Source organism: Methylobacterium tarhaniae, from assembly GCF_001043955.1.
Taxonomy (GTDB): domain Bacteria; phylum Pseudomonadota; class Alphaproteobacteria; order Rhizobiales; family Beijerinckiaceae; genus Methylobacterium; species Methylobacterium tarhaniae.
In genome coordinates, this window is record NZ_LABZ01000122.1 from 1 (window position 1) to 16,801 (window position 16,801).

A 16,801-nucleotide genomic window follows, 5' to 3' on the forward strand; every position below is an offset into this window, starting at 1 on the left:
CCTATGTTGGTTCGCCGCGGGATTTCGCGGCGAACCGTGTTCCGTTCAGTGGGCGTGGGACGGCTCGTCCACGATCACCGGCAGGGTCTCGTACTGGTGGAAGGGCGGCGGCGAGGTCAGGGTCCACTCCAGGGTGGTGGCACCCTCGCCCCACGGGTTGTCCGCGGCCCGCTCCTTGGAGCGGAAGGCGAGGACGACGCCGATGACGAACACGACCATGCCCAGCGCGAAGATGTGACCGCCCATCGTGGCGACCCAGTGCCAGCCCGCGAAGGCCTCCGGGTAGTCGGCGTAGCGACGCGGCATGCCGGCGAGACCCAGGAAGTGCATCGGGAAGAACAGCACGTTGGCGCCGATGAAGGCGAGCCAGAAGTGCAGCTTGCCGGCCCATTCCGGTATGATGCGGCCGGTCATCTTCGGGAACCAGTAGTAGACACCGGCGAAGATGATGAACACCGCGCCGAGCGACAGCACGTAGTGGAAGTGCGCCACGACATAGTAGGTGTCGTGCAGGTAGCGGTCGACGGCGGCGTTGGCCAGGATCACGCCGGTGACGCCGCCGACGGTGAACAGGAACACGAAGCCGACGGCCCAGTGCATGGCGGCGGTGAAGCGGATCGAGCCGCCCCACATCGTGGCGATCCAGGAGAAGATCTTCACGCCGGTGGGAACCGCGATCACCATGGTGGCGAACACGAAGTAGGACTGGGTCTGGAGCGTGAGACCCACGGTGTACATGTGGTGGGCCCACACCACGAAGCCGACGACGCCGATCGCCACCATCGCGTAGGCCATCGCCAGGTAGCCGAAGACCGGCTTGCGCGAGAAGGTCGAGATGATGTGCGAGACGATGCCGAAGGCCGGCAGGATCATGATGTAGACTTCGGGGTGGCCGAAGAACCAGAACAGGTGCTGGTACAGGATCGGGTCACCGCCGCCGGCCGGATCGAAGAAGGTCGTGCCGAAGTTGCGGTCGGTGAGCAGCATGGTGATCGCGCCGGCGAGCACGGGCAGCGACAGCAGCAGCAGGAAGGCGGTCACCAGCATCGACCAGGCGAACAGCGGCATCTTGTGCAGGGTCATGCCCGGCGCGCGCATGTTCAGGATGGTGGTGATGAAGTTGATGGCGCCGAGGATCGAGCCGGCGCCCGACAGGTGCAGGGCGAAGATCGCGAAGTCGACGGCCGGGCCGGGATGGCCGGCGGTGGAGAGCGGCGGGTAGACGGTCCAGCCGGTGCCGGCGCCGACCGCGCCGGGCGCGCCCTCGACGAACAGCGAGCAGACGAGGCTCATGAAGCCCGCGACCGTCAGCCAGAACGAGATGTTGTTCATGCGCGGGAACGCCATGTCCGGCGCGCCGATCATCAGCGGCACGAACCAGTTGCCGAACCCGCCGATGAGGGCCGGCATCACCATGAAGAACACCATGATGAGGCCGTGCCCGGTCACGAACACGTTGTAGGTCTGCGGGTTGGAGAAGTACTGGAGGCCGGGAGCCTCCATCTCCATCCGGATGCCGAAGGACAGGAACGCGCCGACGATGCCCGCCGAGAAGGCGAACAGCAGGTAGAGCGTGCCGATGTCCTTGTGGTTGGTCGAGTTGAACCAGCGCTGGAAGAACGGTGGCGTGTGGTCGTGGGCGTGGTCGTGCCCTGCCGTGACGGCGTGAGCCATGGGGTCAGCCTCTTCGAGGAATGTCTCGGTCGGTCTGGCGAAAGGGGCGGGGCGCGCCGGCGGCGGCGCCCCGCGTCATGAAATCAGCGCGCGTCGGCGAATTTGGCGCCGCCGTCGGTGCGGGCGAACTTGGTCTTGGCCTCGGCGGTCCAGGCCTGGAAGGCCTGCTCGCTCACCACCTTCACGGTGATCGGCATGTAGGCGTGGCGCTGGCCGCACAGCTCCGAGCACTGGCCGTGATAGACGCCCTCGCGGTCGGCCTTGAACCAGAACTGGTTGAGGCGGCCGGGGATCGCGTCGATCTTGAAGCCGAAGGACGGCATCGCCCAGGAATGCATCACGTCGGCGGCGGTGACCTGGATCTTCACGATCTTGTTCACCGGCACCACCATCTCGTTGTCGGTGGCGAGCAGCTTGGGCTGGCCGGACTTCTCCTGGTCCTCGCCCTCCAGCAGGTTGGCGTCGAACTTGAAGCCGCCGACATCCTGCGGATACTCGTAGGACCAGTACCAGGCGTGGCCGATGACCTTGACCATCAGGTCGGCCTTCGGGTCGGAGAGCTGCGTGCGCAGCACCCGGAAGGACGGGATCGCGATCGCCACCAGGATCAGCACCGGGACGATCGTCCAGGCGACCTCGAGCATCGTGTTGTGGGTGGTGCGTGACGGGGTCGGGTTCTTGCGCTCGTTGAACTTGACCACCACCGCGATCAGCAGCGCGAGCACGAACAGGACGACGACCAGCATGATCCAGTTCAGGAGGTGGTGGAAATTGTAGATTTCCGTCGCCACCTCGGTCACCGGCTGCTGCAGGTCCATCTGCCACGGCACCGGCTGGCCCACGCCCGCCGCCGCCGCGACCGTCGCGGAGCCCAGGATTCCGGTCGCTGCCAGCGCCGCGGCGCGTCCCCAGAAGCCCCGGCCCGCCGGCCGTCCTTGCGCCCTCGCCATCCCCATGGTGCCCTCGATGCTCCCCAACAGGCTGTCTGCCGGCAACGGCTGCCCGCGCGGCGGGAGCGCCGTCCCGTTTCGGCCGCGCGGTGCCGGCTCGCCGCCCTGCGGCCGGTTTCCGGCCGAGACCCGGTCGGCGTCTCTCACCACACTGTCGCCGCAAGCGCAACGGCGTTGGCGTCGCATCGGCGTCCGGAAATCGCTTGTAGGCACTGGACATTCGTCCGGAGGCTCGAATGATTCCGTAAAACAGCGCGCGATTCCGCGGCGCGACTTCGGACGGCCGGACGTGCCCCTTACCCTTCGATGATCGACCGTCTCGAGTTCATCCTGGCGCTGGCCCGCGAGCAGCATTTCGGCCGCGCCGCCCAGGCCTGCGGGGTGTCGCAGCAGACCCTCTCGGCGGGGGTCAAGCAGCTCGAGGAGCGCCTCGGTGTGCTCCTGGTGCAACGCGGCTCGCGCTTCCAGGGCTTCACCCCGGAAGGCGAGCGGGTGCTCGACTGGGCGCGACGCATCGTCGGGGATGTCCGGGCGATGCGCCAGGAGGTGGCGACCCTGCGCCGCGGCCTGTCGGGCACGCTGCGGATGGCGGCGGTGCCGACCGCGACCCCGATGGTCGCCGCGCTCACGACGCCGTTCCGCGCCCGTCACCCGGCGGTACGGTTCTCGGTGCAGTCCTCGACCTCGCACGAGATCGGCCGGCAGATCGCCAATCTCGAGCTCGATGCCGGGCTGACCTACCTGGAGGACGAGCCCCTCGGCCGCGTCACGGCGCTTCCGCTCTACCGCGAGCACTACCGGCTGCTCACCGCCGCCGACGGGATCTATGGCGGGCGCGACAGCGTCACCTGGGCCGAGGTCGGGCGCATCCCACTCTGCCTGCTGACCCCGGCGATGCAGAACCGCCGCATCATCGACCGCCACCTGCGCGCCGCGGGCGCCGAGCCGGCCCCGCTCCTCGAATCGAACTCGATGATCGTGCTCGTCACCCATGTGCGCACCGCCAAGTGGGCGAGCATCATGCCGGCGGCCCTCGCCGAGACCTTCCGCCTCACCGAGCGGGTGCGGGCGGTGCCGATCACCGACCCGGATGTCAGCCACACGATCGGCCTCATCGTGCCCGAGCGCGACCCGATGACCCCGCTCGTCGCCGCCTTCCTCTCCGAGGCGCGGGCGATCGCGCCCGAATTGGCGGCGGAGGTGGCGGCGCTTTGAGCATTCGGGCCGGTGCAGGGGACCATGGCCGCCACCGAGACGGCGGGCCGGTCGACGACCGTCGCGGCCGCTGCCGAGGAAGCCGCCGTCAACGTCGACACCGTGGCGGCGGCCGCCGAGGAACTCGGTGCGTCGGTGTACGAGATGGCCAGCCAGGGGCAGAGCTCGGCCGGGCTCGCCCAAGCCGCCGTCGCGGAGGTGAACGAGACCAGGCAGCCGGAGCCATCCGTGTTTCGGGGTTTTCGGGCTCTGCCGCCTGGCTCCTGGACGAAGACCGGTGGTTAAGTTTCCAGGCGGGCGATCGGTCCGATCGGGACCTTATGATCCTTCGACGTGGACAGCGATTACGGCGTGATCGGACTCTGCGTCATCCGCAAGCTCAGCGGCAAAATCGATGATGGGCCTGTGGAAAGGGTGCAGGGGCAACCGGGTTTGCGCGGGGTGATCGTCAACCCGATCGCCCTTCGGGGACTTTGGTCGCAGGCGCGTCACTCACGCTGCCTTTCTCCCCTGTGCAGGCCCGTTTCAACAAAAATTCCTTGTCGCATCACCGAACCGCGCGATTGATCCGGCCTCCCGGACCGGCGAGGTTGAACATTAGAGCGATAACGATCTGGGTTGGAAACCGATGTCGGGCCGAGACCTTGGCCGAGGAGCCGCGCACGAACCCTGGGACGCCGAGCGGGCGGCCGGGATCATCGCCGGCCATGCCCACCGCGAGGGGGCGACCCTGCCGATCCTGCACGCGCTGCAGGAGGCCTTCGGCTACGTCGATGCCGCTTCGGTGCCGCTGATCGCCGAGGCGCTGAACCTGTCGCGGGCGGAAGTCCACGGCTGCCTCACCTTCTACCACGATTTCCGCAAGGAGCCGGCGGGCCGCCACACCGTGAAGCTGTGCCGGGCCGAGGCCTGCCAGGCGATGGGCGCCGACGCGCTGCACGAGGACGTGCTGCGCCGCTACGACGTCTCCTGGCACGGCACCACCCGGGACGGGCAGGTGACGGTCGAGCCGGTCTTCTGCCTCGGGCTCTGCGCCTGCGGCCCTGCCGCCCTGGTCGATGGCGAGCCGGTCGGCCGCCTCGACCTCGACACCCTGGCGGGTGCGCTGACGGAGCGGGCCGCGTGAGCATCACGATCTATCTCCCGAAGGATGCCGCGAGCCTCGCGCTCGGCGCCGACCGCGTCGCCAGGGCGCTGACCCGCGCCGCCACGGCCCGCGGCCTCGACCTGAATCTGGTCCGCACCGGCTCGCGCGGCATGCTGTGGCTGGAGCCGCTTCTGGAAGTCGAGACGCCGGAGGGGCGCATCGCCTATGGGCCGGTGCGGCCGGGCGACATCGAATCCCTGCTCGATGCCGGTCTGACGCAAGGCGGCGCGCATCGCCTGCGGATCGGCCGGCCGGAGGACCAGTCCTATTTCGCCCGCCAGCAGCGCCTGACCTTCGGCCGCTGCGGCGTGATCGATCCGGCCTCGGTCGAGGATTACCGGGGCCATGGCGGCTATCGCGGCCTCGAAGCGGCGCTCAAGGCCGGGCCCGCCGGCACCGTCGAGGCGGTGAAGGCCTCGGGGCTCCGCGGCCGGGGTGGTGCCGGCTTCCCCACCGGCATCAAGTGGAACACGGTGATGCTGGCGCAAGCGCCGCAGAAATACGTGGTCTGCAACGCCGACGAGGGCGATTCCGGCACCTTCGCCGACCGGATGCTGATGGAGGGCGATCCCCTCACGCTGATCGAGGGCATGACCATCGCGGCGGTCGCGGTGGGCGCCACTCGCGGCTACATCTATTGCCGCTCCGAGTATCCCCATGCCTTCGCGGCGCTGGAAACCGCGATCGGCGCCGCCGAGCGGGCCGGTTACCTCGGCGCGGACGTGATGGGCTCCGGCCACGCCTTCCATCTCGAAGTGCGGCTGGGTGCCGGCGCCTATATCTGCGGCGAGGAGACCTCGCTGCTGGAGAGCCTGGAGGGCAAGCGCGGCATCGTGCGGGCCAAGCCCCCGATCCCGGCCCTCAAGGGCCTGTTCGGGCAGCCGACGCTCGTCAACAACGTGCTCTCCTTCGCCGCCGTCCCGTGGATCCTGGAGCATGGCGGCCCGGCTTACGCGGCTTATGGCATGGGCCGCTCGCTCGGCACCCTGCCGATCCAGCTCGCCGGCAACGTCAAGCGCGGCGGCCTGATCGAGACCGCCTTCGGGCTGACGCTCCGCGAAGTCATCGAGGATTTCGGCGGCGGCACCGCCTCAGGGAGGCCGTTGCGGGCGGTGCAGGTCGGCGGGCCGCTCGGGGCCTACTTCCCCGAAGCCCTCCTCGATACACCCCTCGACTACGAGGCCTTCGCGGCCAAGAAGGGCTTGCTCGGCCACGGCGGCATCGTGGTGTTCGACGACACCGTGGACCTCGCCCGCCAGGCCCGCTTCGCCTTCGAGTTCTGCGCCGCCGAGTCCTGCGGCAAGTGCACGCCGTGCCGGATCGGCGCTGTGCGCGGCATGGAGACGATCGACAAGGTGCTCGCCGGCGAATCGCCCCGCGAGAACCTCGCCCTCGTCACCGACCTCTGCGAGGTCATGACCGACGGTTCGCTCTGCGCCATGGGCGGGCTCACGCCCGTACCCGTGATGAGCGCGCTCACCCATTTCCCGGAAGATTTTTCCGGCCGCGGCGCCAAGCTGCCGCTGGCCGCCGAGTGAGGACGCGTCCGATGGCCCTCATCAAGGAAATCGACTACGGCACCCCGATCCGCGTCTCCGACCAGAGCGTGACGCTGACGATCGACGGCCAGAGCGTGACGGTGCCCGCCGGCACCTCGGTGATGGCGGCGGCGATGCACGCGGGCACCCAGATCCCGAAGCTCTGCGCCACCGATTCGCTCGAGCCCTTCGGCTCCTGCCGCCTCTGCCTCGTCGAGATCGACGGGCGACGCGGCACGCCGGCTTCCTGCACGACGCCGGCCGAGAACGGCATGGTGGTGCACACGCAGAGCGACAAGCTCGCGCGCCTGCGCAAGGGGGTGATGGAGCTCTACATCTCCGACCACCCGCTCGACTGCCTGACCTGCTCGGCCAACGGCGATTGCGAGTTGCAGACGCAGGCCGGCACGGTGGGCCTGCGCGAGGTGCGCTACGGCTATGACGGGGCGAACCACGTCTCGAAGAATTCCGAGCTCTATCTGCCGAAGGACGAGTCGAACCCGTACTTCGCCTACGACCCGTCGAAGTGCATCGTCTGCAACCGCTGCGTCCGGGCCTGCGAGGAGGTGCAGGGCACCTTCGCGCTGACCATCTCCGGCCGCGGCTTCGATTCGCGGGTGGCGGCTGGGCCGACCGACTTCTTCAATTCCGAGTGCGTCTCCTGCGGGGCCTGCGTGCAGGCCTGCCCGACGGCGACGCTCCAGGAGAAGTCCGTCATCGAAATGGGCCAGCCGGAGCATTCCAAGGTCACGACCTGCGCCTATTGCGGCGTCGGCTGCGCCTTCAAGGCCGAGATGCAGGGCGACCGGATCGTCCGCATGGTGCCCTATAAGGACGGCAAGGCCAACGAGGGCCATTCCTGCGTCAAGGGCCGCTTCGCCTACGGCTACGCCACCCACAAGGATCGCATCACCAAGCCGATGGTGCGTGACAAGATCACCGATCCCTGGCGCGAGGTGTCCTGGGAGGAGGCGATCCAGCACGCGGCCTCGGCCTTCAAGCGCATCCAGGCCCAGTACGGCAAGGACTCGATCGGCGGCATCACCTCGTCGCGCTGCACCAACGAGGAAGCCTACCTCGTCCAGAAGCTGGTCCGCGCCGGCTTCGGCAACAACAACGTCGATACCTGCGCCCGCGTCTGCCACTCGCCGACCGGCTACGGCCTGATGTCGACGCTGGGCACCTCGGCCGGCACCCAGGACTTCAAGTCGGTCGAAGATTCCGACGTGATCCTGGTGATCGGCGCCAACCCGACCGACGGCCACCCGGTCTTCGGCTCGCGGATGAAGAAGCGCCTGCGCCAGGGCGCCAAGCTGATCGTGATCGACCCGCGGCGGATCGACCTCGTCAAGTCGCCCCATATCCGGTCGACGCACCACCTGCCCGTCAAGCCCGGCGCCAACGTGGCGATGGTCAACGCGCTCGCCCACACCATCGTGACGGAAGGCCTGATCGACGAGGCCTATGTCCGCGAGCGCTGCGACCTGAAGGATTTCGAGATCTGGGCCCGCTTCATCGCCGACGAGCGCCACGCTCCGGAAGCGGTGCAGGAGCTGACCGGCTGCGACCCGGCCGAGGTGCGGGCGGCCGCCCGGCTCTATGCCACCGGCGGCGCGGCGGCGATCTATTACGGCCTCGGCGTGACCGAGCACAGCCAGGGCTCGACCATGGTGATGGGCATGGCGAACCTCGCCATGGCCACCGGCAATATCGGCAAGCCGGGGGCGGGCGTGAACCCGCTGCGGGGCCAGAACAACGTCCAGGGCTCCTGCGACATGGGCTCGTTCCCGCACGAGCTGACCGGCTACCGCCACGTCTCGGACGACGCGACCCGCGAGACCTTCGAGGCCCTTTGGGGCGCCTCGCTGTCGCCGAATCCGGGCCTGCGCATCACCAACATGCTGGACGAGGCCGTCGCCGGCACGTTCAAGGGCCTGTACATCCAGGGCGAGGACATCGCCCAGTCCGATCCCGACACGCACCACGTCACCGCGGGCTTACGGGCGATGGAGTGCATCGTCGTCCAGGACCTGTTCCTGAACGAGACGGCGAAATACGCTCACGTCTTCCTGCCGGGCGCCTCGTTCCTGGAGAAGGACGGCACCTTCACCAATGCCGAGCGGCGGATCAGCCGGGTGCGCCAGGTGATGCCGCCGATGGGCGGCTACGGCGACTGGGAGGGCACGGTGCTGCTCTCCAACGCGCTGGGCTACCCGATGAACTACGCGCATCCGTCCGAGATCATGGACGAGATCGCGTCCCTGACCCCGAGTTTCGCCGGCGTCTCCTACGCCAAGCTGGACGAACTCGGCTCGATCCAGTGGCCCTGCAACGACAAGGCGCCGCAGGGCACCCCGATGATGCATGTCGACCGCTTCGTGCGGGGCTTGGGCCGGTTCATGCTCACCGAGTTCGTGCCCTCCGACGAGCGGACCACCCGCAAGTTCCCGCTGGTCCTCACCACCGGCCGGATCCTGTCGCAGTACAATGTCGGGGCGCAGACGCGGCGGACGGCCAACTCGCTGTGGCATCCGGAGGACGTGCTGGAGATCCATCCCTTCGATGCCGAGAGCCGCGGCATCGTCGACGGCGACCTCGTCAGCCTGGAGAGCCGGTCCGGCGACATCGCCCTCAAGGCGCGGGTCACCGAGCGGATGCAGCCGGGGGTGGTCTACACCACCTTCCACCACGCCAAGACCGGCGCCAACGTCATCACCACCGACTACTCGGACTGGGCGACCAACTGCCCCGAGTACAAGGTGACGGCGGTGCAGGTTCGGCGTACCAACCGGCCGTCCGATTGGCAGGCCCGGTTCTATGAGGAAGACATCTCTCTCACCCGCATCGCCCAAACCCTCGATGCCGCCGAGTAGCGGCGTCGCGACGAGCCAGGCCCTCCCGATCCGGACCGTCGCCTACGGGCGCGGCGAGGAGCGGGAGGGGACTCGCCCGCTCGCCGTCGAGATGCCGGTGAACGTCGTCTACGGCGACGTGCCCTACGCGGTCATGATGACGACGCCGGCGGATCTCGAGGATTTCGCCTACGGCTTCAGCCTGACCGAAGGAATCGTGGCCGGTGCGGAGGAGATCCGCGGCGCCGTGGTCGAGGCCGGGGAAGGGGGCTTGCGCCTCGTCGTCGACCTCGCCCCGGGCCGGCTGCGCGAGCACCTCGCCCGCAAGCGGGCTTTGTCGGGCCGGACCGGCTGCGGCGTCTGCGGCATCGACGACCTGAAGGACATCCCGAAGGCCGAGCGGCGCGCCGCAGACGGCGTCACGGTCTCTCTCTCGGCGGTCGAGCGGGCCTTGCGGGCGCTCGACGACCTCCAGGTGCTCGGCCGCGAGACCCGCGCCGTGCACGCCGCCGCCTGGGCCGACCGCGACGGGACCGTCGCGATGGTGCGCGAGGATGTCGGACGCCACAACGCCCTCGACAAGCTGATCGGCGCGCTCCTGCGGGCCGGCATCCGTCCCGAGGATGGCTTCCTCGTCATCACCAGCCGCTGCTCGTTCGAGATGGTCGAGAAGGCCGCGAGCTTCGGCGCGGCCGTGCTGGTGGCGATCTCGGCCCCGACCTCGCTGGCGGTCGAGCGTGCCGCCCGCCACGGCCTGACCCTGGCGGCGATCGCCCGCCGCGACACCGTCACCCTGTTCACCGCGCCCGAGCGCCTGACCGTTCCGTGAGTGATTTTCCATGAGCGCCGTCGATCCCAGCGAGAAGCTCGTCCGCATGGCGAACCAGATCGCCGCCTTCTTCCGCTCCTATCCGGAGGACGAGGCGGTGGCGGGCATCCACAAGCACATCGTGGCGTTCTGGACCCCGCGCATGCGCGACCAGCTCGTCTCTTACTGCCGGGAGGCCGATCACGGCCTCGACCCGCTGGCACTGACCGCTCTCCAGATCACCCCGAAGGCGCGCAGCCCGATTCCCGACGCGGTGACGGATCCGCACGAGCAGGGGCTGGGAGCGAGCGACGCGGGGTGAGGCGGGTCGCCCAGCAGTCTTGCAGGCAGGGATGACCTATGGTCATCTGACGGTGTGATCGAGCGGAAAGGGCCAGGGCGACGCGCTCTGTAACAGCACGGTCCGGGGAAGGAGCAGATGACATGCCCAGCCTCACCATGCCGGGAGCCATTCATACCGTGCTGGCTGCGGCCGCGATCGTGCTCGGAATGGTGCAGTTCCTGACTCGCAAGCGTGGCAGCCTGCATCGGGCCGTTGGCTATGCGTTCGTCTATGCCCTGCTGATCGCAGATTTCGCGGCGCTGCTCGTCTTCGAGTTCACGGGTGGGTTTAACATCCTGCATTTCGGGGCGCTGGCAAGCCTTGCATGCATAGCTGCCGGCATGTGGCCGGTGCTCCGCTCACCTCGACGCGCCGACTGGCGCGAGAGACACTTTTTCCGAATCTCGTGGGCCTATGTCGGGTTGCTGGCCGCGGCGGCGACCGAACTCGTCGTGCGCGCCCTGCCCCTCAGAAATTCGGACCAGGCCTGGCTTGTGACCTTTGCGGTCACGCTGACCGTGACGCTGGTCGGCCGGACTCTCATCCTCCGCCATCAACCAGCCGCAAGAGATGCCGTATGACCAAGAGATGCCGTGAGACGTAGCTGGCAGGAGCGGCCCGGATGCTGCACTCCGCAGCGCCGACCCGTGGCCGGTCGATGAGCCGCTGGCCGGCGTCCGGCGCAGGATGGCGTCCTGATCGGCAGTCAACACGAGCTCATCACGCCGCCTCCCCACCACCCGTCGGTAGCCGAATCGCAAAGGTCGATCCCGCCCCGCCCTCGTGGCTCTCCGCGGTGGCCCGGCCGCCATGCAGTTCGGCGATGCGCTTGACGATGGAGAGCCCGAGCCCCGTCGAGCCCTCGCCGGCTGTGGGCTTGGCCGAGAGGCGCTGGAAGCGCCCGAACAGACGGCCGATATCCTCCGGCGACAGGCCGGGGCCGTGGTCGCGCACGGCGTAGATCGTATCATCCGCCTCGCGCGTCACCGTGACGACGATCTCGGCGCCGGCCGGCGAGTACTTGATGGCGTTCGAGATCAGGTTGTCCATCGCCTCCCGCAGCCGCTCGGCGTCGCCGTGGAGCGTGAGGCTGTCGGGGATCTCCGAGCGCAGGGTCTGGCCCTTGGTCTCGGCCAGCGGCCCGTTGGCCTGCGACACCTCGCGGGCGAGGCTCGCGAAATCCACCGGCTCGCGCCGGAGTGTGATGTCGAGGGCGTCGTTCATCGCGTCGGCGATCAGGGTCTCGATCATGCCGGTCAGGCGGCGCGCCGTCTCGCGGATATGGCCGATCTGGGCGTGCATCGCCTCGGTGGGTTGCGGGCGGGCCTCGATCATGTCGCCCAGCATCTCGGTCCGGCCGAGGATGACGGCGAGCGGATTCTTCAGGTCGTGGGCGACCGTGCCCAGGATCTCGGTCTTGAGCTGGTTGGCGCGGCGCAGGTCCGAGCGCTGCATGGCGAGCCGGCGGTTGGCCCGCATCAGCTCGCCGGTGCGCTCCACCACCCGCTGCTCCAGGCCGATATTGGCCCGCTGCAATTGCTCGTAGAGGATCACGTTGTCGAAGGCGACTGACAGGCGCGAGGTGAACAGGCCGATGAGCGCGCGGTCGGTCTCCGAGAGCGAGCGGTCGGCCTTCAGGAGGGCGACGATCTCGCTGCCGCTGGCGGTGTGGACGTAGAGGGTCGACCACCGGTCGCCGAAGGTGTGGCGCCGCTCGGTGAAGGCGCGGGCGACGATCTCGCGCACGTCGTCGTCGAGGGGCCGCGGCCCGTCCCCTCCGGCGAGGTGCTGGTAGCAGCCCGAGCCGGCGAGCACGCTCACGGCGTCCTGCGGGCCGGATTGCTCGCGCAGGACCAGGATGCCCTCGCAGGCGACGTTGAGGAGCGAGGAGACCTGGGTCAGCACGCCCTCGGCCAGCCGCTGCATCGACTTGTAGTCGAGCAGCATCGGGGCGGCGTCGATGATGATCTCGAGCCCGCGTCTCGTCTCCTCCAGCCGCTTGAGCTGCTGGTAGGCGCGCAAGGCGGCGGTCAGGCTGGTGAACAGCTTGTCGGCGGTGAGCTCGGTCTTCGCCTTGTAGTCGTTGATGTCGTAATCGACGATCACCCGCCGCTCCGGCGCCTGGCCGGGCTGGCCGGTGCGCAGGATGATGCGCACCGTGTCGTCCTTCAATTCGCGCCGCACGAAGTCGACGAGCTTCAGGCCCGCATCGTCGGTCTCCATCACCACGTCGAGCAGGATCACCGCCATGCCGCGCCGGGCCGACAGCAGGGTCCTGGCCTCCGCCGCCGAGTAGGCGGAGATGAGCTCGAGCCCCGCCCCGTCGAGGCCGTAGCCCGACAGGGCGAAGCGGGTGCCTTCGTGCACGGCCGGATCGTCGTCCACCACCATCACCGGCCAGGAAGCGGCAGGCATGTCCTCGCCGGGCTCGTCGTCCGGCAGCAGGAAGAGGATGTCGTCTTCGCTCATCGACCGTCCAGGTGCCGGGACTGCGACCGCGGCGCAGGCCCGCAAGGCTTCGTGCCGGCATCCTGGCCGGACGAGGGCGGTACGACAAGCTCGCCGCAGACGACAGGGCCCGCGCGACGCGGCTCCGCCGGTCTCGGCCGGTCCCCGTGCCGGCGGCATCTTGCCGCGACGTCGGCGCATGCGGCCGCGCGCGAACGACGACATGGGATGTCTGGTGCGCGAGAGCACATCCTGAACCGGCACGATCGGGATGCAATGGTCTTGAAACAGAACCCGCCTACAAGCGCCGCGCTTGCAGAGAAGGGAGGCACGCCATGCTTCACGTGGTCCCGGGACATGTCGATGCGACCGCCGCTCCCCTGCCCGAGGAGGCGCCGTGGCGGGACGACCTCGCTGCCCTGAACGCGCTCCTGCAGGCATCCCGTCCGCGCGGTCCGAGCCTGGCCCAGATCGCCGCCCTGATCGAGGCCGAGGCGCCCGGCGCCCTCTCGGCCGCCTCCCGCGCCCGGATCGCCGAGCGGCTCGTCGGCATCCTCGGCTGATCCGGGGCCCTGACGACCCGATGATCTGAGGACAATTTCGGTGCCGCGCCTCCCGTGAGAGCGCGACACGTGGACGGAAAGCGCTCGGCACGGCATTGTCGTCACCGGCGCCCCGGGCTTCGGGGCCGCTCCGGCACGGGGGCGCGGGATGATGGCGAGGCTGGGAAGCGGGCGGGCTGCCCGCAGCCCGTGGGCGGTGCGATGACGGGGAGCGCTCCGCACGTCGTCGTGGTGGACGACGAGGCCGATGCCCGCGCCATGGTGGGCGATTACCTGCGGATGCACGGCTTCGAGGTCAGCCTGTGCGACGGCGGCGGCGCCTTGCGCCGGCGGCTGGCCGAGATCACGCCCGACCTGATCGTCCTCGACCTCAATATGCCGGAGGAGGACGGACTGTCGATCGTGCGCGACCTCAAGGGCCGGTCGAGCGTGCCGATCATCATGCTGACCGCCACGGCGAGCCCGATCGACCGGGTGGTCGGCCTCGAGCTCGGAGCCGACGATTACCTCCCCAAGCCCTGCGAGCTGCGCGAGCTGGTCGCCCGGATCCGCTCGGTGATGCGCCGGGCGGCCCAGGCGCGCGCGCCCTCCGAACCGGCCCGGCCGGCGATGCAGCAGGAGGCTCAGCAAGGGGCTCGGCAAGGGACTCCGCAAGGGGCTCTGCCGGGAGGGCGGCAGGAAAACGGCCTCCGCTTCGGCCGGATGATCGTCGATACCGAGACCCTGCGCCTGCGCGACGAGGCCGGCGCCGAGCAGATCCTGACCCGCTCCGAATACGCCCTGCTCAAGGCCTTCCTCGACAACCCCAAGCGCGTGCTGACCCGGGAGCGCCTGCTCGACCTCGCGGATGCCCGCGACCCCGAGGCGTTCGACCGGGCGATCGACGTGCGGATCAACCGGATCCGCAAGAAGGTCGAGCCCGATCCGGCAAATCCCCGTTTCATCAAGACCGTCAGGGGCATGGGATACGTTTTCCGGCCCGACGGCGATTGAGGGCGGGCCTGCCCCGCATCGGGGGGGCTTGATGAATGGGGAATGTCTCGCCACGCTATTCCGGGAGAATGCCGTTGCGCCGTGAGCGGCGGGGGGAGTTTCGTCCGCCCGCCTTGGCTGCCGAGGAGAAGGTCGTTGTCGTCCAGCCCCGCTCCCACCATCCCCGACGCCGGTCCGGTCGCCGGCACCGTCGATCCGGTCTGGCATCGGCTGCGCCAGGAGGCCGAGGCCGTGATGCGCGACGAGCCGCGCCTCGCCTCGTTCCTGTTCGCCAGCGTGCTCAACCACGCCACCCTCGAATCGGCGGTGGCGCACCGGGTCGCCTCGCGGCTCGGCCATCCGGCCCTCACCGCCGACCTGATCGCCCAGAGCTTCGGCGAGGCGGTGGCGGACGATTCCGGCATCGGCCAGGCCTTCCGGGCCGATATCGGCGCGGTGATCGACCGCGACCCCGCCGCCGGCCGGGCGATCGAGCCGGTCCTGTACTTCAAGGGCTTCCACGCCATCCAGGCGCATCGCCTCAGCCACTGGCTGTGGACCCGCGGCCGGCGTGACCTCGCGCTCTACCTGCAGAGCCGCTCCTCCGAGGTCTTCCAGACCGACATCCACCCGGCGGCCCGGATCGGCCGCGGCATCTTCCTCGACCACGCCACCGGCCTCGTCGTCGGCTCGACGGCGGTGATCGAGGACGAGGTGTCGATCCTGCACGGCGTCACCCTCGGCGGCACCGGCAAGCATGGCGGCGACCGCCATCCGAAGATCCGGCATGGCGTGATGATCGGGGCCGGTGCCAAGATCCTCGGCAACATCGAGGTCGGGGCCCGCGCCCGGGTCGCCGCCGGCTCGGTGGTGCTCCAGGCGGTGCCGCCCTGCACCACGGTGGTGGGCGTGCCGGCCCGGGTGGTGGGCTCGGCCGGCTGCTCCGACCCGGCACGGTCGATGGACCAGTTCATCCATCTGATGGACGGGATCTGACGCCGAGCCCGGGATCTTCGGGCTCGGGATCGTACGCCCGGGATCTCGCCGGGCCAAAGCCGCCTTGCCCACCCGGCCCTGCCGTGGCAAGGCGGGGCCCTACCGACCCGAAACCCCCGTGGACAGCCCCCGCGGCATGCCCGAAGGGGAGGGGCGTTGTCGCATCCCGAACCCGCCCGCGGCTTCGGGATCCTCGATGAAGGCGGCCCGTGCCGCGCCCGCTTCGGGCGCCGTCGCGGCCGAGCCAAGCGCGTGAAGAGGCCAGCGTGAACAAGACCGAGATGACGAAGGTGGAAGGCTACCTGCGCCGCACTTTCGCCAACCACAACATCCGCCTCGTCGCCCGTCCCAAGAAGACGGACTCGGCCGAGGTCTATATCGGCGAGGAATTCGTCGGCGTGCTGTCGGTCGATGACGAGGACGGCGACCGCTCGTTCAACTTCTCGATGGCGATCCTCGACACTGACCTGGACGAGTAGTCCTCGCAGCGTTGTCCGGCGACGCGGATCGCGGCCATCATCTCACGAGAGCGGCGTCCGATCGCACGGCGATCGGGCGCCGCTCTCGGGTCAGGGGCCGAACAGACGCTCCAGCCCGGCGAGGCCGGCGCTCCAGGACGGCAGCCGCTCGGCCGAGAAGCGCAGCCGCAGCGACAGGGCGCCGACCCGGACCTCGCTCAGGCAGGCAGCGTCCGGATCCGGTACCGGGCCGGTGGCGCAGCGCGCCGCGAAGCGGCTGCCCTCTCCTTGCGCGAGATAGAGGTCCTCACCCTCGAACGGCGTTCCCACCCGGAAGCGACGGCGCATCAGGCCGTCGGCCAGCGGCTGCGCCTCGGCGGTCAGGAACCGGGCGTAGCGCCGGGCCGGGCTCAACGGCGCCTCGGTCTCGGGCGCCCGGGTCGCGGTCACCCGCATCAAGCCGGGCAGGGCGCTGCCGGTCAGCTCGGTCCACGGGATCGCCAGGTCGATCCGGCCCGGGACCGTCTCGGTGGCGCTTCCGGGCCGCACGAACCAGGAGGCCGGCAGCACCAGGGGTCGGGACGTGAGCGTGCTCACCACCACCGGGCCGGCCGGGGCCGGCGGACGGGCGAGCCAGGCGGCGACGAGGCCCGTGAGGCCGAGGGACCCCGCGAGTCCCAGGGCCGCCGCCAGCATCAGGCGCCGGTCGGCCGGGTAACCGGCCGCGGCAGGCCGGTCCGAGGCCGGGCGGCCGAGCCGCGCCGAGCGTACCACATCCCGTTCGAGTCGCGCCGCCGCGGCGCTCAGCGCAGGCCCCATGGCGCCCGCCTCCGATTC

At 69.6% G+C, this 16,801-nt stretch carries 16 protein-coding genes and 1 pseudogene; 13 read left to right on the forward strand and 4 right to left on the reverse strand.

The annotated features are described in order from the left end of the window. Window positions 1–45: 45 nt before the first annotated feature. Together ctaD and coxB are read right to left on the reverse strand one after the other, a co-directional pair. Window positions 46–1,674: a cytochrome c oxidase subunit I gene (ctaD, locus tag VQ03_RS16865; RefSeq protein ID WP_048452058.1), complete on the reverse strand. Its 1,629-nt coding sequence runs from the start codon at window positions 1,672–1,674 to the stop codon at window positions 46–48. 83 nt (window positions 1,675–1,757) lie between these two features. Then, the gene (gene coxB / locus VQ03_RS16870; RefSeq protein WP_048452059.1) at window positions 1,758–2,630 is read right to left on the reverse strand and encodes a cytochrome c oxidase subunit II; all 873 of its coding nucleotides are present in this window, start codon (window positions 2,628–2,630) and stop codon (window positions 1,758–1,760) included. A gap of 300 nt (window positions 2,631–2,930) precedes the next feature. Between coxB and VQ03_RS16875 the strand changes: the two genes are divergently transcribed. The 9 genes and pseudogenes from VQ03_RS16875 to VQ03_RS16910 all read left to right on the forward strand — a co-directional run bounded on the left by VQ03_RS16875 (window position 2,931) and on the right by VQ03_RS16910 (window position 11,108). After that, window positions 2,931–3,839 carry a LysR family transcriptional regulator gene (locus tag VQ03_RS16875; protein WP_048452060.1) on the forward strand — a complete coding sequence of 303 codons (909 nt, stop codon included), beginning with the start codon at window positions 2,931–2,933 and terminating at the stop codon, window positions 3,837–3,839. 15 nt (window positions 3,840–3,854) lie between these two features. Then, a pseudogene (locus VQ03_RS16880) lies at window positions 3,855–4,049 on the forward strand (methyl-accepting chemotaxis protein); the annotation flags it as partial. Between the two features lie 123 nt (window positions 4,050–4,172). Continuing rightward, a complete protein-coding gene (locus VQ03_RS33100) occupies window positions 4,173–4,406 on the forward strand; it encodes a hypothetical protein (RefSeq protein WP_157064138.1) in 234 nt (77 codons plus the stop codon). Window positions 4,407–4,467: 61 nt separating this feature from the next. Continuing rightward, entirely contained in the window at window positions 4,468–4,965 is a 498-nt protein-coding gene (locus tag VQ03_RS16885) for a formate dehydrogenase subunit gamma (RefSeq protein WP_048452062.1), read from the forward strand. Then, complete coding sequence (locus VQ03_RS16890; RefSeq protein WP_048452063.1) at window positions 4,962–6,524, forward strand: formate dehydrogenase beta subunit; 1,563 nt, start codon at window positions 4,962–4,964, stop codon at window positions 6,522–6,524. Before VQ03_RS16885 ends, VQ03_RS16890 begins: the two co-directional genes overlap by 4 nt. An 11-nt stretch (window positions 6,525–6,535) precedes the next feature. Next, window positions 6,536–9,397: a formate dehydrogenase subunit alpha gene (gene fdhF, locus VQ03_RS16895; protein WP_048452064.1), complete on the forward strand. Its 2,862-nt coding sequence runs from the start codon at window positions 6,536–6,538 to the stop codon at window positions 9,395–9,397. Next, window positions 9,384–10,205, forward strand: coding sequence for a formate dehydrogenase accessory sulfurtransferase FdhD (gene fdhD, locus VQ03_RS16900; protein ID WP_083468055.1), 822 nt, complete (start codon window positions 9,384–9,386; stop codon window positions 10,203–10,205). Before fdhF ends, fdhD begins: the two co-directional genes overlap by 14 nt. A gap of 10 nt (window positions 10,206–10,215) precedes the next feature. After that, window positions 10,216–10,506: a formate dehydrogenase subunit delta gene (locus tag VQ03_RS16905; protein ID WP_048452066.1), complete on the forward strand. Its 291-nt coding sequence runs from the start codon at window positions 10,216–10,218 to the stop codon at window positions 10,504–10,506. A 122-nt stretch (window positions 10,507–10,628) separates the two neighbouring features. Continuing rightward, window positions 10,629–11,108, forward strand: a complete 480-nt coding sequence (locus tag VQ03_RS16910) for a DUF2306 domain-containing protein (RefSeq protein ID WP_048452067.1) — start codon at window positions 10,629–10,631, stop codon at window positions 11,106–11,108. A gap of 139 nt (window positions 11,109–11,247) precedes the next feature. Here the strand turns inward: VQ03_RS16910 and VQ03_RS16915 are convergent, their stop codons facing one another. Then, entirely contained in the window at window positions 11,248–12,996 is a 1,749-nt protein-coding gene (locus VQ03_RS16915; RefSeq protein ID WP_048452068.1) for an ATP-binding response regulator, read from the reverse strand. Between the two features lie 314 nt (window positions 12,997–13,310). On the opposite strand from VQ03_RS16915, the gene VQ03_RS16920 reads away from it, so the two are divergent. The 4 genes from VQ03_RS16920 to VQ03_RS16935 all read left to right on the forward strand — a co-directional run bounded on the left by VQ03_RS16920 (window position 13,311) and on the right by VQ03_RS16935 (window position 15,985). Continuing rightward, window positions 13,311–13,538, forward strand: coding sequence for a hypothetical protein (locus tag VQ03_RS16920; RefSeq protein WP_048452069.1), 228 nt, complete (start codon window positions 13,311–13,313; stop codon window positions 13,536–13,538). A gap of 201 nt (window positions 13,539–13,739) precedes the next feature. Further along, complete coding sequence (locus VQ03_RS16925; protein ID WP_048452070.1) at window positions 13,740–14,531, forward strand: response regulator; 792 nt, start codon at window positions 13,740–13,742, stop codon at window positions 14,529–14,531. A gap of 135 nt (window positions 14,532–14,666) precedes the next feature. Beyond that, a complete protein-coding gene (gene cysE, locus VQ03_RS16930; RefSeq protein ID WP_048452071.1) occupies window positions 14,667–15,506 on the forward strand; it encodes a serine O-acetyltransferase in 840 nt (279 codons plus the stop codon). Between the two features lie 281 nt (window positions 15,507–15,787). Continuing rightward, complete coding sequence (locus VQ03_RS16935) at window positions 15,788–15,985, forward strand: DUF3126 family protein (RefSeq protein ID WP_210344710.1); 198 nt, start codon at window positions 15,788–15,790, stop codon at window positions 15,983–15,985. Window positions 15,986–16,075: 90 nt separating this feature from the next. On the opposite strand, the gene VQ03_RS16940 is transcribed toward VQ03_RS16935, so the two are convergent. Then, the gene (locus tag VQ03_RS16940; protein ID WP_053078618.1) at window positions 16,076–16,783 is read right to left on the reverse strand and encodes a hypothetical protein; all 708 of its coding nucleotides are present in this window, start codon (window positions 16,781–16,783) and stop codon (window positions 16,076–16,078) included. Window positions 16,784–16,801: the final 18 nt, after the last annotated feature.

Excerpts from the sequence above, each read along its gene's own strand:
- ctaD (WP_048452058.1), bottom strand. The coding sequence starts at position 1,674 with ATGGCTCACGCCGTCACGGCAGGGCACGACCACGCCCACGACCACACG.
- coxB (WP_048452059.1), bottom strand. The coding sequence starts at position 2,630 with ATGGGGATGGCGAGGGCGCAAGGACGGCCGGCGGGCCGGGGCTTCTGG.
- VQ03_RS16875 (WP_048452060.1), top strand. The coding sequence starts at position 2,931 with ATGATCGACCGTCTCGAGTTCATCCTGGCGCTGGCCCGCGAGCAGCAT.
- VQ03_RS16885 (WP_048452062.1), top strand. The coding sequence starts at position 4,468 with ATGTCGGGCCGAGACCTTGGCCGAGGAGCCGCGCACGAACCCTGGGAC.
- fdhF (WP_048452064.1), top strand. The coding sequence starts at position 6,536 with ATGGCCCTCATCAAGGAAATCGACTACGGCACCCCGATCCGCGTCTCC.
- fdhD (WP_083468055.1), top strand. The coding sequence starts at position 9,384 with ATGCCGCCGAGTAGCGGCGTCGCGACGAGCCAGGCCCTCCCGATCCGG.
- VQ03_RS16905 (WP_048452066.1), top strand. The coding sequence starts at position 10,216 with ATGAGCGCCGTCGATCCCAGCGAGAAGCTCGTCCGCATGGCGAACCAG.
- VQ03_RS16910 (WP_048452067.1), top strand. The coding sequence starts at position 10,629 with ATGCCCAGCCTCACCATGCCGGGAGCCATTCATACCGTGCTGGCTGCG.
- VQ03_RS16915 (WP_048452068.1), bottom strand. The coding sequence starts at position 12,996 with ATGAGCGAAGACGACATCCTCTTCCTGCTGCCGGACGACGAGCCCGGC.
- VQ03_RS16920 (WP_048452069.1), top strand. The coding sequence starts at position 13,311 with ATGCTTCACGTGGTCCCGGGACATGTCGATGCGACCGCCGCTCCCCTG.
- VQ03_RS16925 (WP_048452070.1), top strand. The coding sequence starts at position 13,740 with ATGACGGGGAGCGCTCCGCACGTCGTCGTGGTGGACGACGAGGCCGAT.
- VQ03_RS16935 (WP_210344710.1), top strand. The coding sequence starts at position 15,788 with ATGACGAAGGTGGAAGGCTACCTGCGCCGCACTTTCGCCAACCACAAC.
- VQ03_RS16940 (WP_053078618.1), bottom strand. The coding sequence starts at position 16,783 with ATGGGGCCTGCGCTGAGCGCCGCGGCGGCGCGACTCGAACGGGATGTG.